This window comes from Streptomyces desertarenae (assembly GCF_042681365.1).
Lineage (GTDB): Bacteria > Actinomycetota > Actinomycetes > Streptomycetales > Streptomycetaceae > Streptomyces > Streptomyces desertarenae.
The window spans coordinates 160,641-179,577 of record NZ_JBHUFU010000002.1 but is presented as its reverse complement, the minus strand read 5'-3'; the positions used below and the strand labels follow the sequence as shown (position 1 = coordinate 179,577).

The window sequence follows — 18,937 nt, the reverse complement described above, 5'->3', positions numbered from 1 at the left end:
GGCCGGTTCAGTCGGCGATCGGCAGGTAGACGCGGTTGCCCGCCGCCGCGAACTCCTCGGACTTCTGCCTCATCCCCTCCTCCGGGTCGAGGGCGAGGTCACCGCCGTGCTCGCGGCGGATGTCCTGGGAGATCTTCATCGAGCAGAACTTCGGACCGCACATCGAGCAGAAGTGCGCCGTCTTCGCCGGTTCGGCCGGGAGCGTCTCGTCGTGGTAGGCGCGGGCCGTGTCCGGGTCGAGGGCCAGGTTGAACTGGTCCTCCCAGCGGAACTCGAAGCGGGCGTCGGAGAGCGCGTCGTCCCACTCCTGGGCGCGGGGGTGCCCCTTGGCCAGGTCCGCGGCGTGGGCGGCGATCTTGTAGGTGATCACGCCCGTCTTGACGTCGTCGCGGTCCGGCAGGCCCAGGTGCTCCTTGGGCGTGACGTAGCAGAGCATCGCCGTGCCCCACCAGGCGATCATCGCCGCGCCGATGCCGGAGGTGATGTGGTCGTACGCCGGGGCGATGTCGGTGGTGAGCGGGCCGAGGGTGTAGAAGGGCGCCTCGTCGCAGATCTCCTGCTGGAGGTCGACGTTCTCCTTGATCTTGTGCATCGGGACGTGGCCCGGTCCCTCGATCATCGTCTGCACGTCGTGCGACTTGGCGATCCGGTTCAGCTCGCCCAGCGTGCGCAGCTCGGCGAACTGGGCCTCGTCGTTGGCGTCCGCGATGGAGCCCGGCCGCAGTCCGTCACCCAGGGAGAAGGTGACGTCGTAGGCGCGCAGGATCTCGCAGAGCTCCTCGAAGTGGGTGTAGAGGAAGCTCTCCTTGTGGTGGGCCAGGCACCAGGCCGCCATGATCGAGCCGCCGCGCGAGACGATGCCCGTCTTGCGGCGGGCGGTCAGCGGGACGTAGCGCAGCAGCACGCCGGCGTGGACGGTCATGTAGTCCACGCCCTGCTCGCACTGCTCGATGACGGTGTCCTTGTAGATCTCCCAGGTCAGCTCCTCGGCCTTGCCGTCGACCTTCTCCAGGGCCTGGTAGAGGGGCACGGTGCCGATGGGGACGGGGGAGTTGCGCAGCACCCACTCGCGGGTGGTGTGGATGTTGCGGCCGGTGGAGAGGTCCATGACGGTGTCGGCGCCCCAGCGGGTGGCCCACGTCATCTTCTCGACCTCCTCCTCGATGGAGGAGGTGACGGCGGAGTTGCCGATGTTGGCGTTCACCTTCACCAGGAAGTTCTTGCCGATGATCATCGGCTCGGACTCCGGGTGGTTGACGTTCGCCGGCAGGACGGCACGGCCCGCGGCGATCTCGTCGCGGACGAACTCCGGTGCGCAGCCCTCCCGGACGGCCACGAACTCCATCTCGGGCGTGATCTCGCCCCGCCTGGCGTACGCGAGCTGCGTGACGGACGTGGTGCCGCCGCGGCCCCGGCGCGGCAGGCGGGGGCGGCCGGGGAAGACGGCGTCGAGGTTGCGCAGGCCGCCGCGCGGCGAGGTGTGCTTGATGCCGTCGTCCTCGGGCCGCACCTCCCGGCCCGGGTACTCCTCGGTGTCGCCCCTGGCGATGATCCAGTTCTCCCGCAGCGGTGCCAGGCCGCGGCGGACGTCGGTGTCGATGGCCGGATCGGTGTACGGCCCGGAGGTGTCGTACAGCGTCACGTCCTGTCCGTTGGTGAGGTGCACCCGGCGGACGGGCACCCTGATGTCGGGGCGCGAGCCGCTCAGATAGCCCTTGTGCCAGCCGATTCCGCGCTGCCGCGCGGTACCGGAGGCGTTTTCGGGCGTGCGTGCATCCTGCGTGGTCATGAGACCCAACTCCCTACGCCGGCATTACCCGGTAACAGGTTCGGCGGTCGACGCAGCCGTTTCCGTGGCGGTGTCCACGGAGGTCAGCGCCCTCTCAGCCCCGTGCTCGGAGCTCCCGCGGTGTGCAAAAGCGCCCCTACGCTAACGGCTGACACCGCTCGCGCGCCAGGGTGCCTCCCGTTCGTCCCTGCGATGATCGGACCGTGGACGCCACCCCTCCCCAACCCCCTCCGATGCCGCCCGCGCCTCCTCCCGGGCCACCGGGCCCCCCGAGGCCGCCGCGCCCCGACCGCGGGGCGGTGCCCCGGCCGCCGCACGACGGGGCCGGGCCGGAACACGGACGGGGTGCGGAGCCAGGGCACGGACGCGGCTCGGGATCCGGACACGGACACGGGCACGGGCACGGCCACGGGCACCACCACGGCCCTCCCACCCCCGTGTCGGCACGGCTGCGACGGGTCATAGCGGCGGTCCTGGTGCCGTTCGCCGCGGCGGTGCTCGCCGGTCTGGCGGTGCTGTGGCCGGGCGGGACGCCGGACGGCGAGGGGGACAGCGGCGTCGGCTACGACCGCCAGACGTTCGGCGCCCGCGTCACCGCCGTCGAGGAGGTGGACTGCGCCGAGGTGGGGGCCGCCCGGCAGCCGCCGCCCGGCGCGGGTTCGGAGCCGGGCTCCGGCACGGGCGGGCCGGGCGGCGCACCGGGCACCGGCGGTCCGGGGGGTGGCGGGGACGGCGGGGACGGCGGCACCTGCCTGCGGGCGACGGTCGAGGTCACCGAGGGCGAGGACGCGGGCCACACCTTCCCCGAGATCGTCACCCCGGACGCCACCCGGCGCCTGTCGGCCGGCCAGGACGTGGTGGTGGCGTACGCGCCGCAGGCCCCGCGCGAGCTCCAGTACAGCGTGGTGGACGTGCAGCGCGGCGTCCCGCTGGTGGCGCTGGGGGCCCTGTTCGCCCTGGCGGTGGTGGTCGTCGGGCGGCTGCGCGGGGTGCTGGCGCTGGTGGGCCTGGTGATGAGCTTCGGGGTGCTGACGCTGTTCATCCTGCCCGCGATCCTCCAGGGCTCCAACCCGCTGCTGGTGGCGGTGGTCGGGGGCAGCACGATCATGCTGGCGACGCTGTACCTGTGCCACGGCGTCAGCGCCCGCACCTCGGTGGCGGTGCTGGGCACGCTGGTGTCGCTGCTGCTGATCGGGCTGCTGGGCTCGGTCTTCATCGGCTGGGCGGCGCTGACGGGCAACACCGACGACCAGACCGGTCTGGTGCACACCCTCTACCCGGACATCGAGGTCCGGGGCCTGCTGCTGGCGGGGGTGCTGATCGGCTCGCTGGGCGTGCTGGACGACGTCACGGTGACGCAGACCTCGGCGGTGTGGGAGCTGCGGCAGGCCGATCCGGAGGCGGGCTGGCGGAGGCTGTACGGCGCGGCGATGCGCATCGGCCGCGACCACATCGCGTCGGTGGTCAACACGCTGGTGCTGGCGTACGCGGGCGCCGCGCTGCCGCTGCTGCTGCTGTTCTCGGTGGCCGAGAGCGGAATGGCCCAGGTGGCCGGCAGCGAACTGGTGGCGGAGGAGATCGTGCGGACGCTGGTCGGCTCGATCGGGCTGGTCGCCTCGGTGCCGGTGACGACGGCGCTGGCGGCGCTGGTGGCGGTGGCCGACCGCGGTGCCGGGAGCGGCGCCGGGAGCAGGCGCTCCCGCCGGGGCTCGTCCGGCTCCCGGGGCAGGCGGCGGGCCCGGCGGTGAGACGACCGCGGCACGGCGGTGGCCGGCGCCCCGCGCGCGGGGCGCCGGCCACCGCCGAACGGGCCCCGGGGCGCGCCTCAGGTGCCCGGCGAGGTGAACTTCCGCACCAGGTAGACCAGCCCGCCGACCAGCGCGACGAACAGCAGCACCTTGAAGAGCAGGCCCACGATGAAGCCGACGATGTTGGCGATCAGGCCGCCGAAGACGAGGAGCGCGACGAGCGGGATCGCGACCCACGTCACCCACCACGGCAGCGCCGCGAAGGTTCTCCTGAGATCCATGCCCTTACCCGCTTCCTCGTACCCGGTGCGCCGGCTCCCGCCGGAGCGTGCCGCCGTCCTTGCACCTCCGATGCTAGGCCGGGACGCACCGCGCCGGGAGGTGCCACGGCCCCGGTCCTTCCCTGAAACCGACCCCTATGGAAACCCCGAGGCGCGCGTCACCCCTCCGGGGGCGAGAAGACCACCAGCACCCGCAGGTCCTCGGTGATGTGGTGGAACCGGTGGGGCACCCCGGCCGGCACGTAGACGACGCTGCCGCGCGCCACCGGCGTCGTCTCGTCCCCGACGGTGATCAGCGCCCGGCCGCTGGCCACGAAGTACACCTCGTCCTGGCCGTGCGGCTGCTGCGGGTCGAGCTGCCCGCGGTCGAGGGCGTACAGGCCGACGGACATGTTGCGCTCGCGCAGGAACTGCAGGTAAGCGCCGTCGTTGGCGGCCCGTTCGGCCTCCAGCTCCTCCAGTCGGAAGGCCTTCATCGCGACACCTTCATGGTTTCCGAACCCCTCGGCGGTATGCGGTTCGATCCGTTTCTGGAACGATCCCGGGCATGGTGAACTTCCTCGTCAAGACGCTCGCCAACGCGGTGGCCCTGGCCGTGGCCGTGTGGCTGCTGGACGACATCACGCTCTCCGGCGGCGACACGGGCGAGAAGACGCTCACGCTGGTCCTCGTCGCGCTGATCTTCGGCCTCGTCAACCTCGTGGTCAAGCCGGTCGCGAAACTCCTCTCCTTCCCGGTGATGATCCTCACCCTCGGCCTGTTCGCCCTCGTGGTCAACGCGCTGATGCTGATGCTCACCTCCTGGCTGGCCGGCCGGGCCGACCTGGCCTTCCACGTGGACGGCTTCTGGACGGCGGTCCTCGGCGGCCTGGTGATCTCCATCGTGTCGTGGGCGGTGAACGTGCTGCTGCCCGACGGCGACTGACCGGCGGACGGCGGCCGAACGGCGGCGGAACGGCGGGGCGGCGGACGTGCGGGGCGCTCCGCGGCCCGGACGCGGCTCCGCGATGATGGGGGCATGCTCACTCCCACGTCCGGCACCCCCGGCCTCCCCGGCGCCCCGGAGGACCGGGGCCCCCGCGCGCCGTACCGCGTCTGCTTCGTCTGCACCGGCAACATCTGCCGCTCCCCCATGGCCGAGGCCGTCTTCCGCGCCCGGGTGGCGGAGGCCGGGCTGGCGGACGCGGTGGAGGTCGACAGCGCGGGGACCGGCGGCTGGCACGCGGGCGACGGCGCCGATCCCCGCACGGTAGCGGTGCTGACGGCGGCCGGGTACGCGCAGGAGCACGTCGCACGGCAGTTCCGGCGCGACTGGTTCGAGCGCCTGGACCTGGTGGTCGCCCTGGACGAGGGCCACCTGCGGGAGCTGCGGGCGCTGGCCCCGGGGCCGGAGCACGCGGCGAAGGTCCGGCTGCTGCGGTCGTACGCCCCCGGCGCGGACGGCGGGGACTGCGACCTGGACGTCCCCGACCCGTACTACGGCGGCCCGGAGGGCTTCGAGGAGTGCCTGGCCCTGGTCGAGGAGGCCGTGCCGGGCCTCCTGGCGGAGGTGCGGGCGGCGCTGGACGGGGCGGCGCGGCGATGACGGGCGCGGCGGACCGGGTGGCCGCCCGGGTCGCGGCCCTGGCCGGGAACGGGGCCGGGTCCGGGGCCGTCGACGTGCGGCCGGTGGGCGGCGGCGACATCTGCGACGCCTACCGCGTCGCCCTGCCCGACGGCCGGACCGTCTTCGCCAAGGCCCTCACCGGCGCGCCCGGGGGGTTCTTCGCCGCCGAGGCCGCCGGCCTGGAGCTGCTGGCCTCCACCGGGGCGCCGGCCGTGCCCGCGGTCCTCGCCGCCGAGGACGACGTGCTGGTGCTGGAGTGGGTCGAGCCGGGCCCGCCGAGCGCCGCACAGGCCGAACGGCTGGGCCGGGAGCTGGCCGCCGTGCACGCGGTGCGCGCCCCGGCCTGGGGCGGCCCCCGCCCGGGCCGGCCCGCCTTCCTGGGCTCGGTGCCCCTGCCCTCGCCGTCCGGTCCGCCGGCCGGCGAGGGGGACTGGCCCGCCTTCCACGCCCGCCACCGGCTGCTGCCCCTGCTGCGGCGGGCCGCGGACGGCGGCGGGATCGGCGGCCGGGACGCCCGCGACGTGGAGCGGCTGTGCGAGGAGCTGGAGGCGGACCCGGCCGACGGGACGGGCCTCTCCGGACCGCCGCGGCCGCCCGCCGTCGTCCACGGCGACCTGTGGTCGGGCAACGTGCTCTGGGCGGCCGACGGCCGGGCCCGCCTGATCGACCCGTCCGCGCAGGGCGGCCACCCCGAGACGGACCTGGCGGTGCTGGAACTGTTCGGCTGCCCGCACCTGGACAGGCTGCTGGCCGCGTACGAGGAGGTCCGGCCCCTGCCGGGCCGCCGCGGCCGGCTGCCGCTCCACCAGCTCCAGCACCTCCTGGTGCACGCCGTGCTCTTCGGCCCCGGCTACGGCGCCCGCTGCGGCGCGGCGGCGCGGGCCGCGCTGGGCTGATCACCGCCGGGCGCCGGCGGGACCGCCGGACCGGGTGCCGCCGGACCACCGCGTACGCTCGGGGCCGTACGACGACGGGGGCGAGCCGGGAGGAGATCGGCGCATGACGGAGGCGAAGAGCGCACGGGGGACACAGGACGCGCCGGGCGTGCGGTACGGCGACGGCACCCGGGTGGTGCGGGCCGGGCTGCCGGACGAGGAGCCGTACGCCCCTCCGATGCCGGGCCCCGTCCTGGCCGCGCACTACCACCTGCCCGGCGACCCCTCCACCGCCCCCTACACCTACGGCCGCGACAACAACCCCACCTGGACGGGCCTGGAGCGTGCCATCGGCGAGCTGGAGGCGCCCGGCGACGAGACGGTGCGCACCACCGTCTTCGCCTCCGGCATGGCCGCGATCTCCGCGGTGCTGCTGTCGCGGGCGAAGCCCGGCGACGTGGTCGTCCTGCCGTCGGACGGCTACAACCTGCTGGTTCCGGTGCGCGAGCGGCTGGAGGGCTGGGGCGTGGAGGTCCGCACGGCCCCCACCGGCGGGGACGCGCAGCTGGAAGCGCTGGACGGCGCGTCGCTGCTGTGGATCGAGTCCCCCTCCAACCCCGGTCTGGACGTGTGCGACATCCGGCGCCTGGCCGACGCCGCCCACGAGCGCGGCGCGCTGGTCGCCGTGGACAACACCCTGGCCACCCCGCTGGGCCAGCGCCCCCTGGAGCTGGGCGCCGACTACGCGGTGGCCAGCGGCACCAAGGCGCTGACCGGCCACGGCGACGTCCTGCTGGGTTACGTGGCGTGCCGGAGCGAGGAGCTGGCGGCGCCGGTGCGGCTGTGGCGCAAGACGGTCGGCGCGATCCCCGGCCCGGTGGAGGCGTGGCTCGCCCACCGCTCGCTGGCCACGCTGGAGCTGCGCACCGCCCGGCAGGCGGCGGGCGCCCTGGCCGTCGCCGAGGCGCTGCGCGGCCGCAGCGAGGTGAGCGGGGTCCGGCACCCGGGGCTGCCGGACGACCCGGCGCACGAGACGGCGGCGCGGCAGATGCGGCGCTTCGGCTGCGTGGTCTCCTTCACCCTGCCCGACAAGGGGTTCGCCGAGCGGTTCCTGGACGCGCTGCGGCTGGTGGACGACGCCACCAGCTTCGGCGGGGTGCGCTCGACGGCCGAGCGGCGCGGCCGCTGGGGCGGGGACGACGTGCCGGAGGGCTTCGTGCGGATGTCGGTGGGCGTGGAGGACGCGGCCGACCTCGTCGCCGACGTGCACGCCGCCCTGGACGCGGCCGCGCGCGGCTGAGCACCGGCGCGGCCCGGCCGGACGGCGGCCTGCGCCTGGACGGCCGTCCGGGCAGCGACGCGGGCGGCTTGAGACTCCCCCCTCGTGTCTCAAGCCGCCCGTGTGACGCGCGTGGAAACGCGCATGGTCAAGGCTAGTTGACCGAGTGTCATTGTCCAATCACCATATCGACACCCTCCCATCGCTCCGCTTATCGTTCGTCACCTCCCGTATCCGCGGCGGGTGCGTGCGGAGGGGAGCGGGCCGACACCGACACCGGGACCGACGGGGGTGGAGACGGACATGGACCTCGGTCTGCTGCGCACCTTCCTCACCGTGCACCGGGCCGGCTCGTTCACCCGGGCCGCCGCGCTGCTCGGGCTCTCCCAGCCCGCCGTCACCGGCCAGATCCGCGCCCTGGAGCGGCAGGCGGGCCGGCCGCTGTTCCTGCGCGGCGCCCGGGGCGTCATCCCCACCGGGGCCGGCGACGAACTGGCCCACAAGGTGGCCCCGCACCTGGACGCCCTCCAGGAGATCGCCCTCGGCGGGCTGGACCCCGCTGCCGCCGCCCGCACCCTCCACCTCACCGGCCCGCCGGAGTTCACCTCCCTGCGGGCCATGCCGGCCCTCGTCCCGCTGGTCCGCCGGGGGCTGGCGGTGCGCACCGCGTTCGGCTCCCCGGAGGAGAGCCTGGAGGGCCTGGCGGACGGCCGGTACGACCTGGCCGTCGTCCCCTCCCGGCCGCGCGGCCCGCTGCTGTCCTCCACCCCGCTGTGCGACGAGGAGAAGGTGCTGGTCGCCGCGGAGCACTGGGTGGAGCGGACCGGCGGGCCGGAGGCGGTGCGGGCCGAGGGGCCGGCCGCGCTGGAGGGCGTGCCGGCGCTGTGCGTCCACGAGAGCCTGCCGCTGCTGACCCGCTACTGGACCGCGGTCTTCGAGGAACCGCCCCCGCGCCGCTCCGGCGTGATCGTCGCGCCCGACCTGCGGGCGGTGCTGGAGTGCGTCGCGGCGGGGGCGGGGATGGCCGCGCTGCCGCGCTACGTGTGCCGGGAGGCGCTGGACGACGGCCGGGTCGCCGTCCTGTTCGACCCGCCCGTGCCGCCGCTGTCCACCTACTTCCTCGCGGTGCGTTCCGGGACGCTGACGCAGCCGCACATCGCGCGGGCGCACGAGCGGCTGCTGTGCGCGGCCTCCGAGTGGTGAGACGGCGGTGCGCCCTCCGCCGCCCCGCGTCCGGCGGAGGTTTCACGAACCCGGCGCCGGGCCAGACCTTCCCCATGACCGCCGACGCACGCCCCGTGGTCAAGCGGACCGCCCGGGCCATCCTCCTCGACGGCGGCGACCTGCTGCTGATCAAGCGCACCAAGCCCGGCCGCGCACCGTACTGGATCACACCGGGCGGCGGGGTCGAACCGGACGACGCGACCGTCGTCGACGCACTCCACCGCGAGGTGGACGAGGAGTTGGGGGCGAAGGTCTCCGACGTGGTCCCGGCCTTCGTCGACACCGTCGACTACGACCCCGCCGAGGATCCGGACGCCGACGGCCCCGGCTCCGGGCCGGGCGTGAAGGTGCAGCACTTCTTCGTCTGCCGGCTGGTCTCGATGGACCTCTCGCGCCGCCACGGACCGGAGGTGGACGAGCCGCGCGGCGAGTACGAGGCCGTCCGCGTGCCCTTCACCCGGGCGGGCATCGCCTCGGTGGAGGTGGTACCGCCCAGGCTGCGGGAGTACCTGGACGTCAACATCGAGGGCCTGCTGGCCCTGCTGGCACCGGACCTGGACCGGCCGGCGGGCCCGCCGCCGGGTTAGCCGCCCCGCCCGGACCGTGCCGCGCCGCACGCCGGGCACGCGGCGGGGGCGGGCGCTCCACGGCCCCGGGCCGGTATGCCGGACTGGTTGAATGGGCTGCCATGAGCGACCACCCCGGACCCCGGACCACACCGCCGGCGCTGCTCGGCACGGGCGACGGCGACTGGCTTCCCGTCACCGCGGGCGAGTCGGGGGCAGCCGTCTTCCGCAGCGCGGACGCCACCCGGTACGCCAAGTGCGTACCCGCCGCGGATGCGGCCGCCCTGGAGGCCGAGCGCGACCGGGCCGTGTGGCTGAGCGGTCAGGGCGTCCCCGGTCCCCGAGTGCTCGACTGGCGCTCCGGTGACGCGGGCGCCTGCCTGGTGACCGGCGCCGTCCCCGGCGTGCCTGCCGACCGGGTGCCCGCCGGGGACCTGCGGGCCGCCTGGGGACGCATCGCGGACGCGGTCCGCCGGCTGCACGAGGTACCCGTGCCGGAGTGCCCGTTCCGCCGGGACCTGGACACCATGGTCGCCGTGGCGCACGACGTCGTCGCCCGCGACGCCGTCAACCCGGAGTTCCTCCCCGTCGAGCAGCAGCACACGCCCGCCGCGGAGCTGCTGGCCCGCCTCACCCGGCAGGTTCCGCGGCGACGGGAGCAGGAAGCCGCCGACACGGTCGTCTGCCACGGTGATCTGTGCCTGCCCAACATCATCCTGGATCCGCAGACCCTGGACGTGTCGGGCTTCATCGATCTGGGCCGCCTCGGGCTGGCCGACCGCTACGCCGACCTGGCGCTGCTGCTCGCCAACGCGCGGGAGACATGGCCGGACGAGGAGCGGGCGCGGGCCGCGGACGCGGCGTTCGCCGAGAGGTACGGCATCGCCCTCGACCGCGAGCGCCTGCGCTTCTACCTCCATCTCGACCCGCTCACCTGGGGCTGATCGACTTCGCGGGCGTCGTCGGGCGGACCGGGGAGGACGCCGGCGGTGCGGGGTCCGGCCGGATGGACGGCCGCGGTCCTCCCGCGGCGGGCGGGGGTGCCTCGCCGCTGCTCCGGCCGGTCGGCGCACCGCCCGGCCGCCGCGCACCCGCCGGGCGCCCGGTCAGCCGAACCAGCCGGTGTAGCGCTCCTGTTCGGACTCCCCGCCCCGGTTGAGGGCCCTGGCCAGGATGCGCTCGGCGAGCGCCTGCCAGGCCGCCGGGTCGTCGGTGTCGGGCAGACCGGCGCCGGCCGGCACGGGCTCGCCGGCCGGCACGGGCTCGGCCGGGGCCGCCGCCGGGCCGGTGTCCGGCTCCGCTTCCGCCTCCGGAGCCGGGGAGGCGGGGGCCGGTTCCGCGGCGGGGGCCGGCACCGTGCGCCCGCGGGCGCCCTGCGTCACTCCGAAGAAGTCCCCGCCCTTGCGCCGCTGGTCGTCCGTGCCCCAGTCGCGCGGCGTCCCCCTGGGTGCCTTCTGGAGGTGCGGGATGTGCTTGGCGCAGTGGATGTACGCCTCCTCCACCGTCACCCGCACCCACACCAGCGCCCGGCGCCCGGGCACGGGGTCCACGGGCAGGCCGGGGACGGACCGCCGCATCTCGGCGTCCTCCACCACCTCCGCGCGGCCGTTGACGTGCAGGCCGACCCGGGAGCGGAAGAAGTCGACCAGCAGGAGGCCCACGTGCGGGTTCTCCTCGATGTTGCCGAGGCTGGCGTGCACGCCGTTGCCCCGGTACTCGGGGTAGACCAGGGTCCGTTCGTCCACCACGTGCAGGAAACCCGGCGGGCCGGCCCGGAAGGAGTTGTCGCACTCGCCGTGCCGGTCGGCGGTGGCCAGGAAGAACATCTCCTGCTGCCCGACGAACTCCCGCATCCGCTCGTTGAGGTGGTCGAGCATCTGGTCCTCGTAGAAGCGGTCGGCGCGCGCGGTGGTGCCCAGCCTCCGCTGCACCTCGTGCTCGCCGTCGCTGCCGGGCCGCCGCCGGAGCGCCGGGTGGGCCGTCCTGAGCAGCATGGTGGCGTCGGCCGCCTCTTCGGCGTCCACGTCGTGGTTCACGTCCTGCCTCACTCGCGTGCCGCCATCTCAGCCCCTCGCGGCGGCCAGGCCGTCGAGGGAGTCGTGCCGTATGCGGTGGGACGGGATCCCGGAGCCCACCAGCGCGTCCACACCGCTGCGGATCATGCCGGGCGGTCCGGACAGGTAGCCGTCGAACGAATGCCACGGCCCGAAACGGCGCACGGCGTCGGGCAGCCGCCCGACGACGCCGTCCGCCGGTCCCTCGACCACCGGGCGCACCGACAGCCAGCGGTGCCGCCGCTCCAGCTCGCGCAGGGACTCCAGGTCGTACAGGTCCTGGCCGCTGCGCGCGCCGTAGAACACCTCCACCGGACGGGCGCGGCCGTGCCCGGCGACATCCTCGACCAGCGCCTTGATGGGCGCGATGCCGGTGCTGCCGCCCAGGCAGAGCAGCCCGTTGTCGGAGGAGTGGTCCACCGTCATCGAGCCGGCCGGCGCACCGAGCCGCAGCACGTCCCCGGGCCGGGCGCGGTGGACGAGCGCGGTGGAGACCCAGCCCGCGGGCACGGCCTTGACGTGGAAGACCAGCAGGCCGTCGCTGCGCGGGGCGCAGGCCGGCGAGTAGTGCCGCCACACCTTCGGCCACCAGGGCGTCTCGACGGCGGCGTACTGCCCGGCCCGGAAGGGGTAGGGCTGGTCGGGACGCACGGTGATGACGGCGATGTCGGGGGTGCGCATCTCGTGCGCGACCACCTCGGCGTGCCAGCAGGCCGGCGCGTGCCGCTCGTCCTCGGCCGCGGCGTCGATCATCACCTGGGAGATCGCCGTGTAGGCCCGCACCCAGGCGGCCTCGGCCCGCTCGTCCCAGCTGTTCACCGCGTAGCGGGTGAGCGCCTCGATCAGGCACTCGCCGACCGCCGGGTAGTGCTCGGGCCGGGTGCCGTACTTGCGGTGCCCCCGGCCGAGGTGGGAGAGGTACTCCACCAGCACGCGGGGCTCGTCGATGAGCCGGGCGGCGGTGAGCAGCGCCCGGAAGAGCCGGTCGCGCTGGGCGTCCATGGCGGCGGGGAACAGGTCGCGCAGCCCCGGGTGCCGAACGAAGAGCAGGGCGTAGAAGTACGAGGTGACGGTCTGGGCCATGGGCTCGATCTCGTCCAGGGTGCGGCGTATCAGCGCCGCGTCGCGGGTCGGATCGAGCCTGCCGTAGCCGGGGTTGGCGGTGAACTCCGGTACGGACGCGGAGGCCGGTGCCGGCCCGGGCGCGGGTCCGGCGGGCGCCGCGCCCGGGGCCCGGCCGGCCGGGGGGCCGTCCGGACGCCGGCCGGAGCCGTCCGGGCCCTGGGTGAACCAGCCCCATCCGCCACCGCCGTCGTGTCCGGCGGTGTGTGCGGACGCGGACGCGCCGCCGGCGGCCTCCTGCGGGGTCCCGTTCTCCGCGGACGTAGTGGCCATGGTCAGTATCGCCTCGAACATCTTCCGATCGGTCCGGCAACTTCCAAAGGCGTTCCGAAAGCGGAAACCCCCCGTGCTGAGCTCCCCGTGGCAGCGGCCGCGGACTGGCGTGGTCAGGTATGCGCGGTGATGTGGACTCGACCATACCGGCGCCCCGCCGATTCACAAGTACCGGCAGCGCTCCCGCGGAATCCGGCGGCGGGGCGGCACACCGGGGCGCCGCCACCGCGCGGGCGGCGCGCCGGCTCCGTCCCGCGGCCCGCGCCCGGTGCCGCGGGCGTCCTCCCCCAGCCCCGGGAGCAGCGGTTTCCGGCGGGCCGCGGTGGCCGTCGCCGGTCCCGGCGGCGGGGTGGCGCGTCCCCCGGACCGGTCGGCCGGACGCGGTTCTCCCACACTTCCGGTACGTCATCTTCACTTCCCGAAACACCCTGCGGAAACCGGCGGCAGCGGTGTGTCCGCACTTTTCCGTCGCGGTGCGCCCTCCCTCACCGCAACGCCCGGCCATTCACCCGCGTTCCCCCGCTCCGCGGGGCGAAAGGGACGCCGGGGACGCGGCCGAGGACACCCCGCGGGAGTGGGGGAACGCGGGGCCGGGAAGGCGTAAACCGGTGGCCCCGTCCGCCCCGTTCGGCCAAGCTGGCGTGCCGTGACGCCACCCTCGTCCCCCTCACCGGTCCCGCCGCCCCCGCACCCCTCCCCGGCCGAGCTGCCCGTCCGCGGGCTCACCCTCGCCGACCTCCCCGCCTGCTCCGACCTCGCCGAGAGCCGGGGCTGGTTGCGCGAGGAGCACAAGTGGCGGCTGCTGCTGACGGCCGGCCGGGGTTACGGCGTCGACGCCCCGCACGGCGACTCGCCCCCGGCGTCCCCCGGACAGGGAGGGCGCCCCCGCCCCGGACTGGCCGGCACCGTCGTCCTCACCCCCTACGGCCCGTCGCCGGGCGCCCCCGGGGCGGGCGCCGCCTGCGTGGGCATGGTGCTGGTGGCCGAGCGCCACTCCCGCCGGGGCCTGGGACGCCGGCTGGTGCGGCACGCACTGGAGGAGTCCGGCGACGCCACCGTGTTCCTGTTCGCGGCCGGCCCGGGCCGGCCGCTCTACGAGAAGCTGGGCTTCGTCCCCGTCGTCTCCGTCGACATGCTGACCGGGCACTTCTCCTGCCCCTGCCCGGGCGGCGCCGACGGCCACGCGTCCGACGCCGGAGTCACCGTGCGCGCCGCCACCGCGGCCGACCTGCCCACCGTACGCGCCCTGGACGCCGCCGCCTTCGGCCTCGACCGCTCCCACCTCCTCGTCCGCCTGCCCTCCTTCGCCGACCACTTCGCCGTGGCCGTCTCCGGCGACCGGATCACCGGCTACGCCGCCGCCTGGCCGAACGGGAGGGCCACCGTGATCGGCCCGGTCGTCGCCGGGGACCGGGCCACCGCGCAGGCGCTGACCGCGCGCCTCGCCTCCCGCGCCGCGGGCCCGGTCCGCTTCGACGCCTACGCCCACCACCGGGAGCTGGCCTCCTGGCTGCGCGCCCACGGACTCGACGGCGGCTTCCTGTGCACCCTGATGGTCCACGGGGCGCCCGGCACCCCCATGGACCCCGACCGCTGCTTCGCGCCGTACTCGGTGGCACTGGGCTGACCCGCGGCGCTCCGGTCCCCGCGGGAGGTGCCGGGGCGCCGCGGGTCAGCCGGCGCGCCACCCCCGCGGGTCCACCCCGCCCGGCACCGGGGCCTGCGGGTCGTAGGGGTGCCGGGTGAAGACGAACGTCCCCAGGTCCAGGTGGCTCACCGCGCCGTCCGCGCCCCGCACCACGCGCAGCGTCTCGCCCGCGTAGTAGCCGTCCAGGCCCGTCCAGGTGCCGTCCTCCTCGGGCCGGAAGCGGGAGGCCCGGCCCGCGCCCCCGAGCGGCACCAGTTCCAGGGCCCGGCCCTCGCGCAGCCGCAGCGCGACCCCGGACGGGCCCCAGTACCAGGGGCCGGTCAGCGCCAGCAGCTCCGGATCGGCCGCCGAACGGGGCCGCCAGGGCGCGGGGAAGGACGGCTCGCGCTCGGCCACGGTGGTCAGCAGGTCGGCGGCCAGCCCGCCCACCGCCGTCCCCGCGGTGGCGTTGAGCAGCGCCACGCTCGCCAGCCGCTCGTCCGGCGCGGTCCACACGGCGGCCAGGAAGCCCGGCATGGAGCCGGTGTGCCCGGCCAGCAACCGGCCGCCGGACCGGACCAGTTGCACGCCCAGGCCGTACGTCCGGTCCCCGTCGGACGCCTCCGGGGCCACCGCCGGAGTGCGCATCTCCGCCAGGCTCCCGGCGCCGAGCACCCGGTCGTCGCCGGCCGACAGGAACACCGCGAAGCGGCACAGGTCCCCGGCGGTGGACCACAGCTGCCCGGCCGGCGCCATCCGCCCGGTGTCGGCGAGCGGCTCGGGCAGCACCGCGTCCGCCCACGGGTGCACCGCCCAGCCGCGCGCGTACGGCTCCTCGGGCAGCGGCGTCGTGCGCTCCATGCCCAGCGGCCGGAGCACCTCCTCGCGCAGCACCTCGTCCCAGGGAGCGCCGCGCACCCGCTCCACCAGGGAGCCCAGCAGCGCGTAGCCGAGGTTGGAGTAGTGGTGCAGCCGCCCGGCCGGGTGCCTCACGGGCCGCTCGCCGAACAGGTCGGCCGTCCCGGGGCGCAGATCGCCGGGCGTCCGCTCCCACCAGGGGCCGCGCGGCTCGGCGGCCAGTCCGCCGGAGTGGGAGAGCAGCTGGGCGACGGTCGCCGAGGCCACCTCCTCCCCGGACGCCCCGGACACCCCGGGTCCACCGGGCACCTCCAGGTGCCTGCCGAGCGGGTCGGAGAGGTCGAGCAGCCCCTCGTCGCGCAGCCGCATCACCAGCACGGCGACGAGCGTCTTGGTGATCGAGCCGATCCGGTACTGGGTGCCGGGCGCCGGCCCGCCGCCCGCCTCCGCGACCGCGCCGCCGCGCACTCCCGTCCACACCGTCCGCCCGTCCCGCACCACGGCCGCGACGGCCGACGGCACCCGCCCCTCGGCCTGCGCGACGGCCAGCCTGTGGTCGAGTGCGCGGCGGGTCCCGGGCAGCAGTGCGGCGTCCTGCTCTTCGCTGTCTGTGGCCATGCGGCAACTCTCCACCGGTCGCGCGGGCGGATGCCAGTGCTTCCCCCGCACGGCCCGGTACGGCACGGCTGTCCACACCGCCGCTTTTTCGCATGCTTTCGCGTGGTTCGCTCGTGTCTTCCCCCTGTTCCTCCTCGTTCCCCTGGTGAGGGGTGGGCCGTTGGGGTGACACCCGATCGGAGGAGACGACGATGACGAACGACGCCGTCCTGCTGGAGTCGAGGACGCTGCGCGCGAGCGTGGCGGGCCGCACGGAGGCGCTCGACAAGGTCAAGGTGCTCGGGGTCCTGCCGGACGGGCTCCACGTCACCACGCGGATGGTCGCCGCCTACTTCGAGGTGGGCGTCGAGGCAGTCAAGTCACTCGTGAAGGACCACCGCGACGAACTCGAGGCGAACGGGTACCGCCTGTTGACGGGGCCGGCACTGAGGTCCTTCAAGGACCTCTGTGGCCTGGACCCGCGGGCCCGCTCCGTGGGCATCTTCTCCCGGCGCACCGTCCTCAACGTCGCGATGCTGCTGCGGGACAGCGTCGTCGCACGTCAGGTGCGTGCGTACCTGCTGGACGCCGAGCGGAGGAGTCGTCCACAGCCTGTGGACAACCCGATCGGCGTCCATGTGGACATCGATCTCGGCGCCCTGGACGAACGCATCGCCCGCATCGGCGAGGAGAGCGCGAGCCGCGTCATCGGACGGACGATCGTCCCCATGCTGAACCACCTCATCCGGGCCTCCGGCGAGCAACGCCGCGAGCTCATCGGAATCCGCGAGGACCTCGAACGGGTCAAGCGGACCCTCCGCGGGCGGGAGTTTGCGGGGGCGGTGGCGGACGCGGCGGGGCGGCAGGAGTTCGCGGACCGCGTGGCAGGGCTGTGCCGCCGCGACGGATGCGCCGTGACCGGTGCCGGCGGCCCGGGCGCGGACCTCGTCGGCCGCACGGCGGACGGGCGGCGGCTGGTGGTCCGGTGCAGGCGCTTCGCCCCCCACCGGACCGTGCGGAGCGGGGAGGTGCGGAGGTTCGCCCGGACGGCGAGGACGGAGCACCGGGCGGAGGCGGCCCTGTTCGTCACCACCTCGGGCTTCACTCCCCCGGCGCTGGACCTCGCCGCCCGCCACGGGGTCACCGCCGTGCACCGCGCCCTGCTGGAGGCGTGGAGCGCCGGAGCGGTGCCCCAGGTCCTGCGCCGCCGGCCGGTGCCCGCGCGGCCGGACGCACCGGGCGCGGCTCCCGTGCCCGGTGCGTCCGGCCCGGCCCGTACGTCCCCTCAGAGCGCCAGTTTGAAGCCCACGTGCGAGGCGACGAATCCCAGCCGCCCGTAGAACCGGTGCGCTTCGGTGCGGGTGGCGTCGGAGGTGAGCTGGACCAGGGCGCAGCCCTGCCGGCGCGCCTCCTCGACCGCCCACTGGACCAACCGCGTGCCCAGGCCGCCGCCGCGCTCCCCCGAGCGGACGCGGACGGCCTCGATGAGGGCGCGGCTCGCACCGCGCCGCGACAGCCCGGGGATGACGGTGAGCTGCAGGGTGCCGACGACCCGGCCGTCGCGGACGGCGACCACCAGGTTCTGCCGGGGGTCGGCGGCGATCTCCTCGAAGGCCGCTCGGTAGGGGGCGAGGTCGTCGGGGGACTCGCGCCGGGCGCCCAGGGGGTCGTCGGCCAGCATGTCCACGATGTCGCCCAGGTCGCCGGCCACCGCGGGCCGTATGTCGAAATCGCTCATGGTGATCGACAGCCTAGACCGGTCCGGCCGCCGCCGGGGCCGGTCCGCGGACGTCCGATTCCTTCAAGACGGCCGGCCGCCCCGCCGTCCAGCATGGCCGCATGGCACCACGATTCGACCTCATCGGCCTGGTCGTCGCCGACCTGGCCGCCTCACTCGCGTTCTACCGCCGCCTCGGCATCGACGTCCCCGCCGACGCCGACGGCCTGCCCCACGTCGAGGCCACCCTCCCCGGCGGGCTCCGCATCGCCTGGGACACCGTCGAAACCGTCCGCTCCTTCGACCCCGGCTGGACCCCGCCCGGCGGCGGCCACCGCGTGGGGCTCGCCTTCCGCTGCGACGACCCCGCCGACGTCGACCGGCAGTACGCCGGCCTCGTCCGGGCCGGCCACACCGGGTACCTGGAGCCGTGGGACGCCTTCTGGGGGCAGCGGTACGCCGTCGTCCTCGACCCCGACGGCAACAGCGTCGACCTCTTCGCCCCCCTGCCGGGCGGCACCGGCGCCCCGGACGGCCCGGACGGCCCGGACGGCGGTCAGGCCTCCGCCAGCAGCACCGAGAGCTGAACCCCCGCCAACGCCCCGACCTCGCGCGACAGGTGCGCCTGGTCCGCGTACCCGGACCGGGCGGCCGCCGACGCCGGCGGCACACCGCCGCGGATCAGGCGCAGGGCGCGCTGCAGCCGCAGCACCCGCGCCAGGGTCTTCGGCCCGTACCCGAAGGCCGCCAGCGAGCGGCGGTGGAGCTGCCGCTCGCTCAGCCCGGCGCCCCGGGCCACCGACGCGACGCTCCCACCCGCCCGCAGCCCGGCCGCCACCACGTCCGTCAGCGGATCGCCCGGGGCCTCCCGGAGCCTTCCCGCGGCCAGCGCCTCCAGCGCGGCGGCCCGGTCCGGTGCCAGCGCCACCCGTTCCACCAGCTCCCGCACCCTCCGCTGCGGCCAGAGGGCGTCGAGCGGCACCCGCGCGTCGCGCAGTTCGTGCGCCGGCAGGCCCAGGACCCGCGGCCCGGAGCCCGGGGCGAGGCGCAGCCCCACGTACGCGGCGCCGCGGGAACGCCCCCCGGGCCCGGCGGGCTCCCGGGGGCGGTCGTCGACGAGGTGGGCCCGGGTGTCGGGACCGGCCACCAGCAGTCCGCCGCCCGTCCAGATCACGTCCATGCAGCCGTCCGGCAGCACCCGGACCGGCCCCCGCGACCGCCGGGCGGCCGGAGGGGCCTCCCGGCGCCACACCACCGCGCCCGCCACCCGCTGCGAGTCCCGCTCCTCGTACACCCCTCCAGCCTCCCACCGTCCGCGCCC

Annotated in this window: 19 protein-coding genes; 11 read left to right on the top strand and 8 right to left on the bottom strand. The window is 75.7% G+C overall.

Translation table 11 applies throughout. The features are described from left to right. Window positions 1–7: 7 nt before the first annotated feature. On the bottom strand, window positions 8–1,789 hold the full coding sequence (gene thiC / locus ACFSJS_RS04965) for a phosphomethylpyrimidine synthase ThiC (RefSeq protein ID WP_380897140.1): 1,782 nt from the start codon (window positions 1,787–1,789) through the stop codon (window positions 8–10). 233 nt (window positions 1,790–2,022) lie between these two features. Here thiC and ACFSJS_RS04960 point away from each other — a divergent pair, with 233 nt between their 5' ends. Then, on the top strand, window positions 2,023–3,537 hold the full coding sequence (locus ACFSJS_RS04960) for a YibE/F family protein (protein WP_380897589.1): 1,515 nt from the start codon (window positions 2,023–2,025) through the stop codon (window positions 3,535–3,537). A gap of 77 nt (window positions 3,538–3,614) precedes the next feature. Here ACFSJS_RS04960 and ACFSJS_RS04955 read toward each other — a convergent pair whose 3' ends face one another. Further along, window positions 3,615–3,818, bottom strand: a complete 204-nt coding sequence (locus tag ACFSJS_RS04955) for a DUF5326 family protein (protein ID WP_380897138.1) — start codon at window positions 3,816–3,818, stop codon at window positions 3,615–3,617. A 158-nt stretch (window positions 3,819–3,976) separates the two neighbouring features. Beyond that, window positions 3,977–4,294: a cupin domain-containing protein gene (locus ACFSJS_RS04950; RefSeq protein WP_380897136.1), complete on the bottom strand. Its 318-nt coding sequence runs from the start codon at window positions 4,292–4,294 to the stop codon at window positions 3,977–3,979. 71 nt (window positions 4,295–4,365) lie between these two features. Between ACFSJS_RS04950 and ACFSJS_RS04945 the strand changes: the two genes are divergently transcribed. The 7 genes from ACFSJS_RS04945 (at window position 4,366) to ACFSJS_RS04915 (ending at window position 10,312) form a co-directional block, all read left to right on the top strand. Further along, entirely contained in the window at window positions 4,366–4,743 is a 378-nt protein-coding gene (locus tag ACFSJS_RS04945) for a phage holin family protein (protein WP_380897134.1), read from the top strand. A 207-nt stretch (window positions 4,744–4,950) separates the two neighbouring features. Then, on the top strand, window positions 4,951–5,403 hold the full coding sequence (locus ACFSJS_RS04940; RefSeq protein ID WP_380897587.1) for a low molecular weight protein-tyrosine-phosphatase: 453 nt from the start codon (window positions 4,951–4,953) through the stop codon (window positions 5,401–5,403). After that, window positions 5,400–6,320 (top strand): fructosamine kinase family protein, encoded by a 921-nt coding sequence (locus tag ACFSJS_RS04935; protein WP_380897132.1) that lies wholly within the window; start codon window positions 5,400–5,402, stop codon window positions 6,318–6,320. The genes ACFSJS_RS04940 and ACFSJS_RS04935 overlap by 4 nt, the downstream gene beginning before the upstream one ends. Before the next feature lie 103 nt (window positions 6,321–6,423). Next, window positions 6,424–7,599 carry a cystathionine gamma-lyase gene (locus ACFSJS_RS04930; protein WP_380897130.1) on the top strand — a complete coding sequence of 392 codons (1,176 nt, stop codon included), beginning with the start codon at window positions 6,424–6,426 and terminating at the stop codon, window positions 7,597–7,599. Between the two features lie 282 nt (window positions 7,600–7,881). Further along, window positions 7,882–8,781: a LysR family transcriptional regulator gene (locus tag ACFSJS_RS04925; protein ID WP_380897128.1), complete on the top strand. Its 900-nt coding sequence runs from the start codon at window positions 7,882–7,884 to the stop codon at window positions 8,779–8,781. Window positions 8,782–8,855: 74 nt separating this feature from the next. Beyond that, a complete protein-coding gene (locus tag ACFSJS_RS04920) occupies window positions 8,856–9,389 on the top strand; it encodes an NUDIX domain-containing protein (protein ID WP_380897126.1) in 534 nt (177 codons plus the stop codon). Between the two features lie 101 nt (window positions 9,390–9,490). Next, window positions 9,491–10,312: an APH(3'') family aminoglycoside O-phosphotransferase gene (locus tag ACFSJS_RS04915; RefSeq protein WP_380897124.1), complete on the top strand. Its 822-nt coding sequence runs from the start codon at window positions 9,491–9,493 to the stop codon at window positions 10,310–10,312. 162 nt (window positions 10,313–10,474) lie between these two features. Here the strand turns inward: ACFSJS_RS04915 and ACFSJS_RS04910 are convergent, their stop codons facing one another. Beyond that, a complete protein-coding gene (locus ACFSJS_RS04910; protein WP_380897122.1) occupies window positions 10,475–11,416 on the bottom strand; it encodes a pyridoxamine 5'-phosphate oxidase family protein in 942 nt (313 codons plus the stop codon). A 15-nt stretch (window positions 11,417–11,431) separates the two neighbouring features. After that, complete coding sequence (locus ACFSJS_RS04905) at window positions 11,432–12,838, bottom strand: globin domain-containing protein (RefSeq protein WP_380897120.1); 1,407 nt, start codon at window positions 12,836–12,838, stop codon at window positions 11,432–11,434. Window positions 12,839–13,463: 625 nt separating this feature from the next. On the opposite strand from ACFSJS_RS04905, the gene ACFSJS_RS04900 reads away from it, so the two are divergent. Continuing rightward, window positions 13,464–14,444, top strand: coding sequence for a GNAT family N-acetyltransferase (locus tag ACFSJS_RS04900; RefSeq protein ID WP_380897118.1), 981 nt, complete (start codon window positions 13,464–13,466; stop codon window positions 14,442–14,444). A 45-nt stretch (window positions 14,445–14,489) separates the two neighbouring features. On the opposite strand, the gene ACFSJS_RS04895 is transcribed toward ACFSJS_RS04900, so the two are convergent. Continuing rightward, the gene (locus ACFSJS_RS04895; RefSeq protein WP_380897116.1) at window positions 14,490–15,920 is read right to left on the bottom strand and encodes a serine hydrolase domain-containing protein; all 1,431 of its coding nucleotides are present in this window, start codon (window positions 15,918–15,920) and stop codon (window positions 14,490–14,492) included. Window positions 15,921–16,111: 191 nt separating this feature from the next. On the opposite strand from ACFSJS_RS04895, the gene ACFSJS_RS04890 reads away from it, so the two are divergent. Further along, complete coding sequence (locus ACFSJS_RS04890; RefSeq protein ID WP_380897114.1) at window positions 16,112–17,239, top strand: restriction endonuclease; 1,128 nt, start codon at window positions 16,112–16,114, stop codon at window positions 17,237–17,239. Here ACFSJS_RS04890 and ACFSJS_RS04885 read toward each other — a convergent pair. Further along, window positions 17,185–17,637, bottom strand: coding sequence for a GNAT family N-acetyltransferase (locus ACFSJS_RS04885; RefSeq protein WP_380897112.1), 453 nt, complete (start codon window positions 17,635–17,637; stop codon window positions 17,185–17,187). The two genes, ACFSJS_RS04890 and ACFSJS_RS04885, sit on opposite strands and share 55 nt — an antisense overlap. A 101-nt stretch (window positions 17,638–17,738) precedes the next feature. On the opposite strand from ACFSJS_RS04885, the gene ACFSJS_RS04880 reads away from it, so the two are divergent. After that, a complete protein-coding gene (locus tag ACFSJS_RS04880) occupies window positions 17,739–18,203 on the top strand; it encodes a VOC family protein (protein ID WP_380897110.1) in 465 nt (154 codons plus the stop codon). Here ACFSJS_RS04880 and ACFSJS_RS04875 read toward each other — a convergent pair. Next, window positions 18,173–18,910: a helix-turn-helix transcriptional regulator gene (locus ACFSJS_RS04875; RefSeq protein WP_380897108.1), complete on the bottom strand. Its 738-nt coding sequence runs from the start codon at window positions 18,908–18,910 to the stop codon at window positions 18,173–18,175. The two genes, ACFSJS_RS04880 and ACFSJS_RS04875, sit on opposite strands and share 31 nt — an antisense overlap. Window positions 18,911–18,937 lie beyond the last annotated feature (27 nt).

Bases quoted from the DNA above. Each gene is read 5' to 3' on its own strand.
- thiC (WP_380897140.1), bottom strand. From the start codon at position 1,789: ATGACCACGCAGGATGCACGCACGCCCGAAAACGCCTCCGGTACCGCG.
- ACFSJS_RS04960 (WP_380897589.1), top strand. From the start codon at position 2,023: ATGCCGCCCGCGCCTCCTCCCGGGCCACCGGGCCCCCCGAGGCCGCCG.
- ACFSJS_RS04955 (WP_380897138.1), bottom strand. From the start codon at position 3,818: ATGGATCTCAGGAGAACCTTCGCGGCGCTGCCGTGGTGGGTGACGTGG.
- ACFSJS_RS04950 (WP_380897136.1), bottom strand. From the start codon at position 4,294: ATGAAGGCCTTCCGACTGGAGGAGCTGGAGGCCGAACGGGCCGCCAAC.
- ACFSJS_RS04945 (WP_380897134.1), top strand. From the start codon at position 4,366: ATGGTGAACTTCCTCGTCAAGACGCTCGCCAACGCGGTGGCCCTGGCC.
- ACFSJS_RS04940 (WP_380897587.1), top strand. From the start codon at position 4,951: ATGGCCGAGGCCGTCTTCCGCGCCCGGGTGGCGGAGGCCGGGCTGGCG.
- ACFSJS_RS04935 (WP_380897132.1), top strand. From the start codon at position 5,400: ATGACGGGCGCGGCGGACCGGGTGGCCGCCCGGGTCGCGGCCCTGGCC.
- ACFSJS_RS04930 (WP_380897130.1), top strand. From the start codon at position 6,424: ATGACGGAGGCGAAGAGCGCACGGGGGACACAGGACGCGCCGGGCGTG.
- ACFSJS_RS04925 (WP_380897128.1), top strand. From the start codon at position 7,882: ATGGACCTCGGTCTGCTGCGCACCTTCCTCACCGTGCACCGGGCCGGC.
- ACFSJS_RS04920 (WP_380897126.1), top strand. From the start codon at position 8,856: ATGACCGCCGACGCACGCCCCGTGGTCAAGCGGACCGCCCGGGCCATC.
- ACFSJS_RS04915 (WP_380897124.1), top strand. From the start codon at position 9,491: ATGAGCGACCACCCCGGACCCCGGACCACACCGCCGGCGCTGCTCGGC.
- ACFSJS_RS04905 (WP_380897120.1), bottom strand. From the start codon at position 12,838: ATGTTCGAGGCGATACTGACCATGGCCACTACGTCCGCGGAGAACGGG.
- ACFSJS_RS04895 (WP_380897116.1), bottom strand. From the start codon at position 15,920: ATGGCCACAGACAGCGAAGAGCAGGACGCCGCACTGCTGCCCGGGACC.
- ACFSJS_RS04890 (WP_380897114.1), top strand. From the start codon at position 16,112: ATGACGAACGACGCCGTCCTGCTGGAGTCGAGGACGCTGCGCGCGAGC.
- ACFSJS_RS04885 (WP_380897112.1), bottom strand. From the start codon at position 17,637: ATGAGCGATTTCGACATACGGCCCGCGGTGGCCGGCGACCTGGGCGAC.
- ACFSJS_RS04880 (WP_380897110.1), top strand. From the start codon at position 17,739: ATGGCACCACGATTCGACCTCATCGGCCTGGTCGTCGCCGACCTGGCC.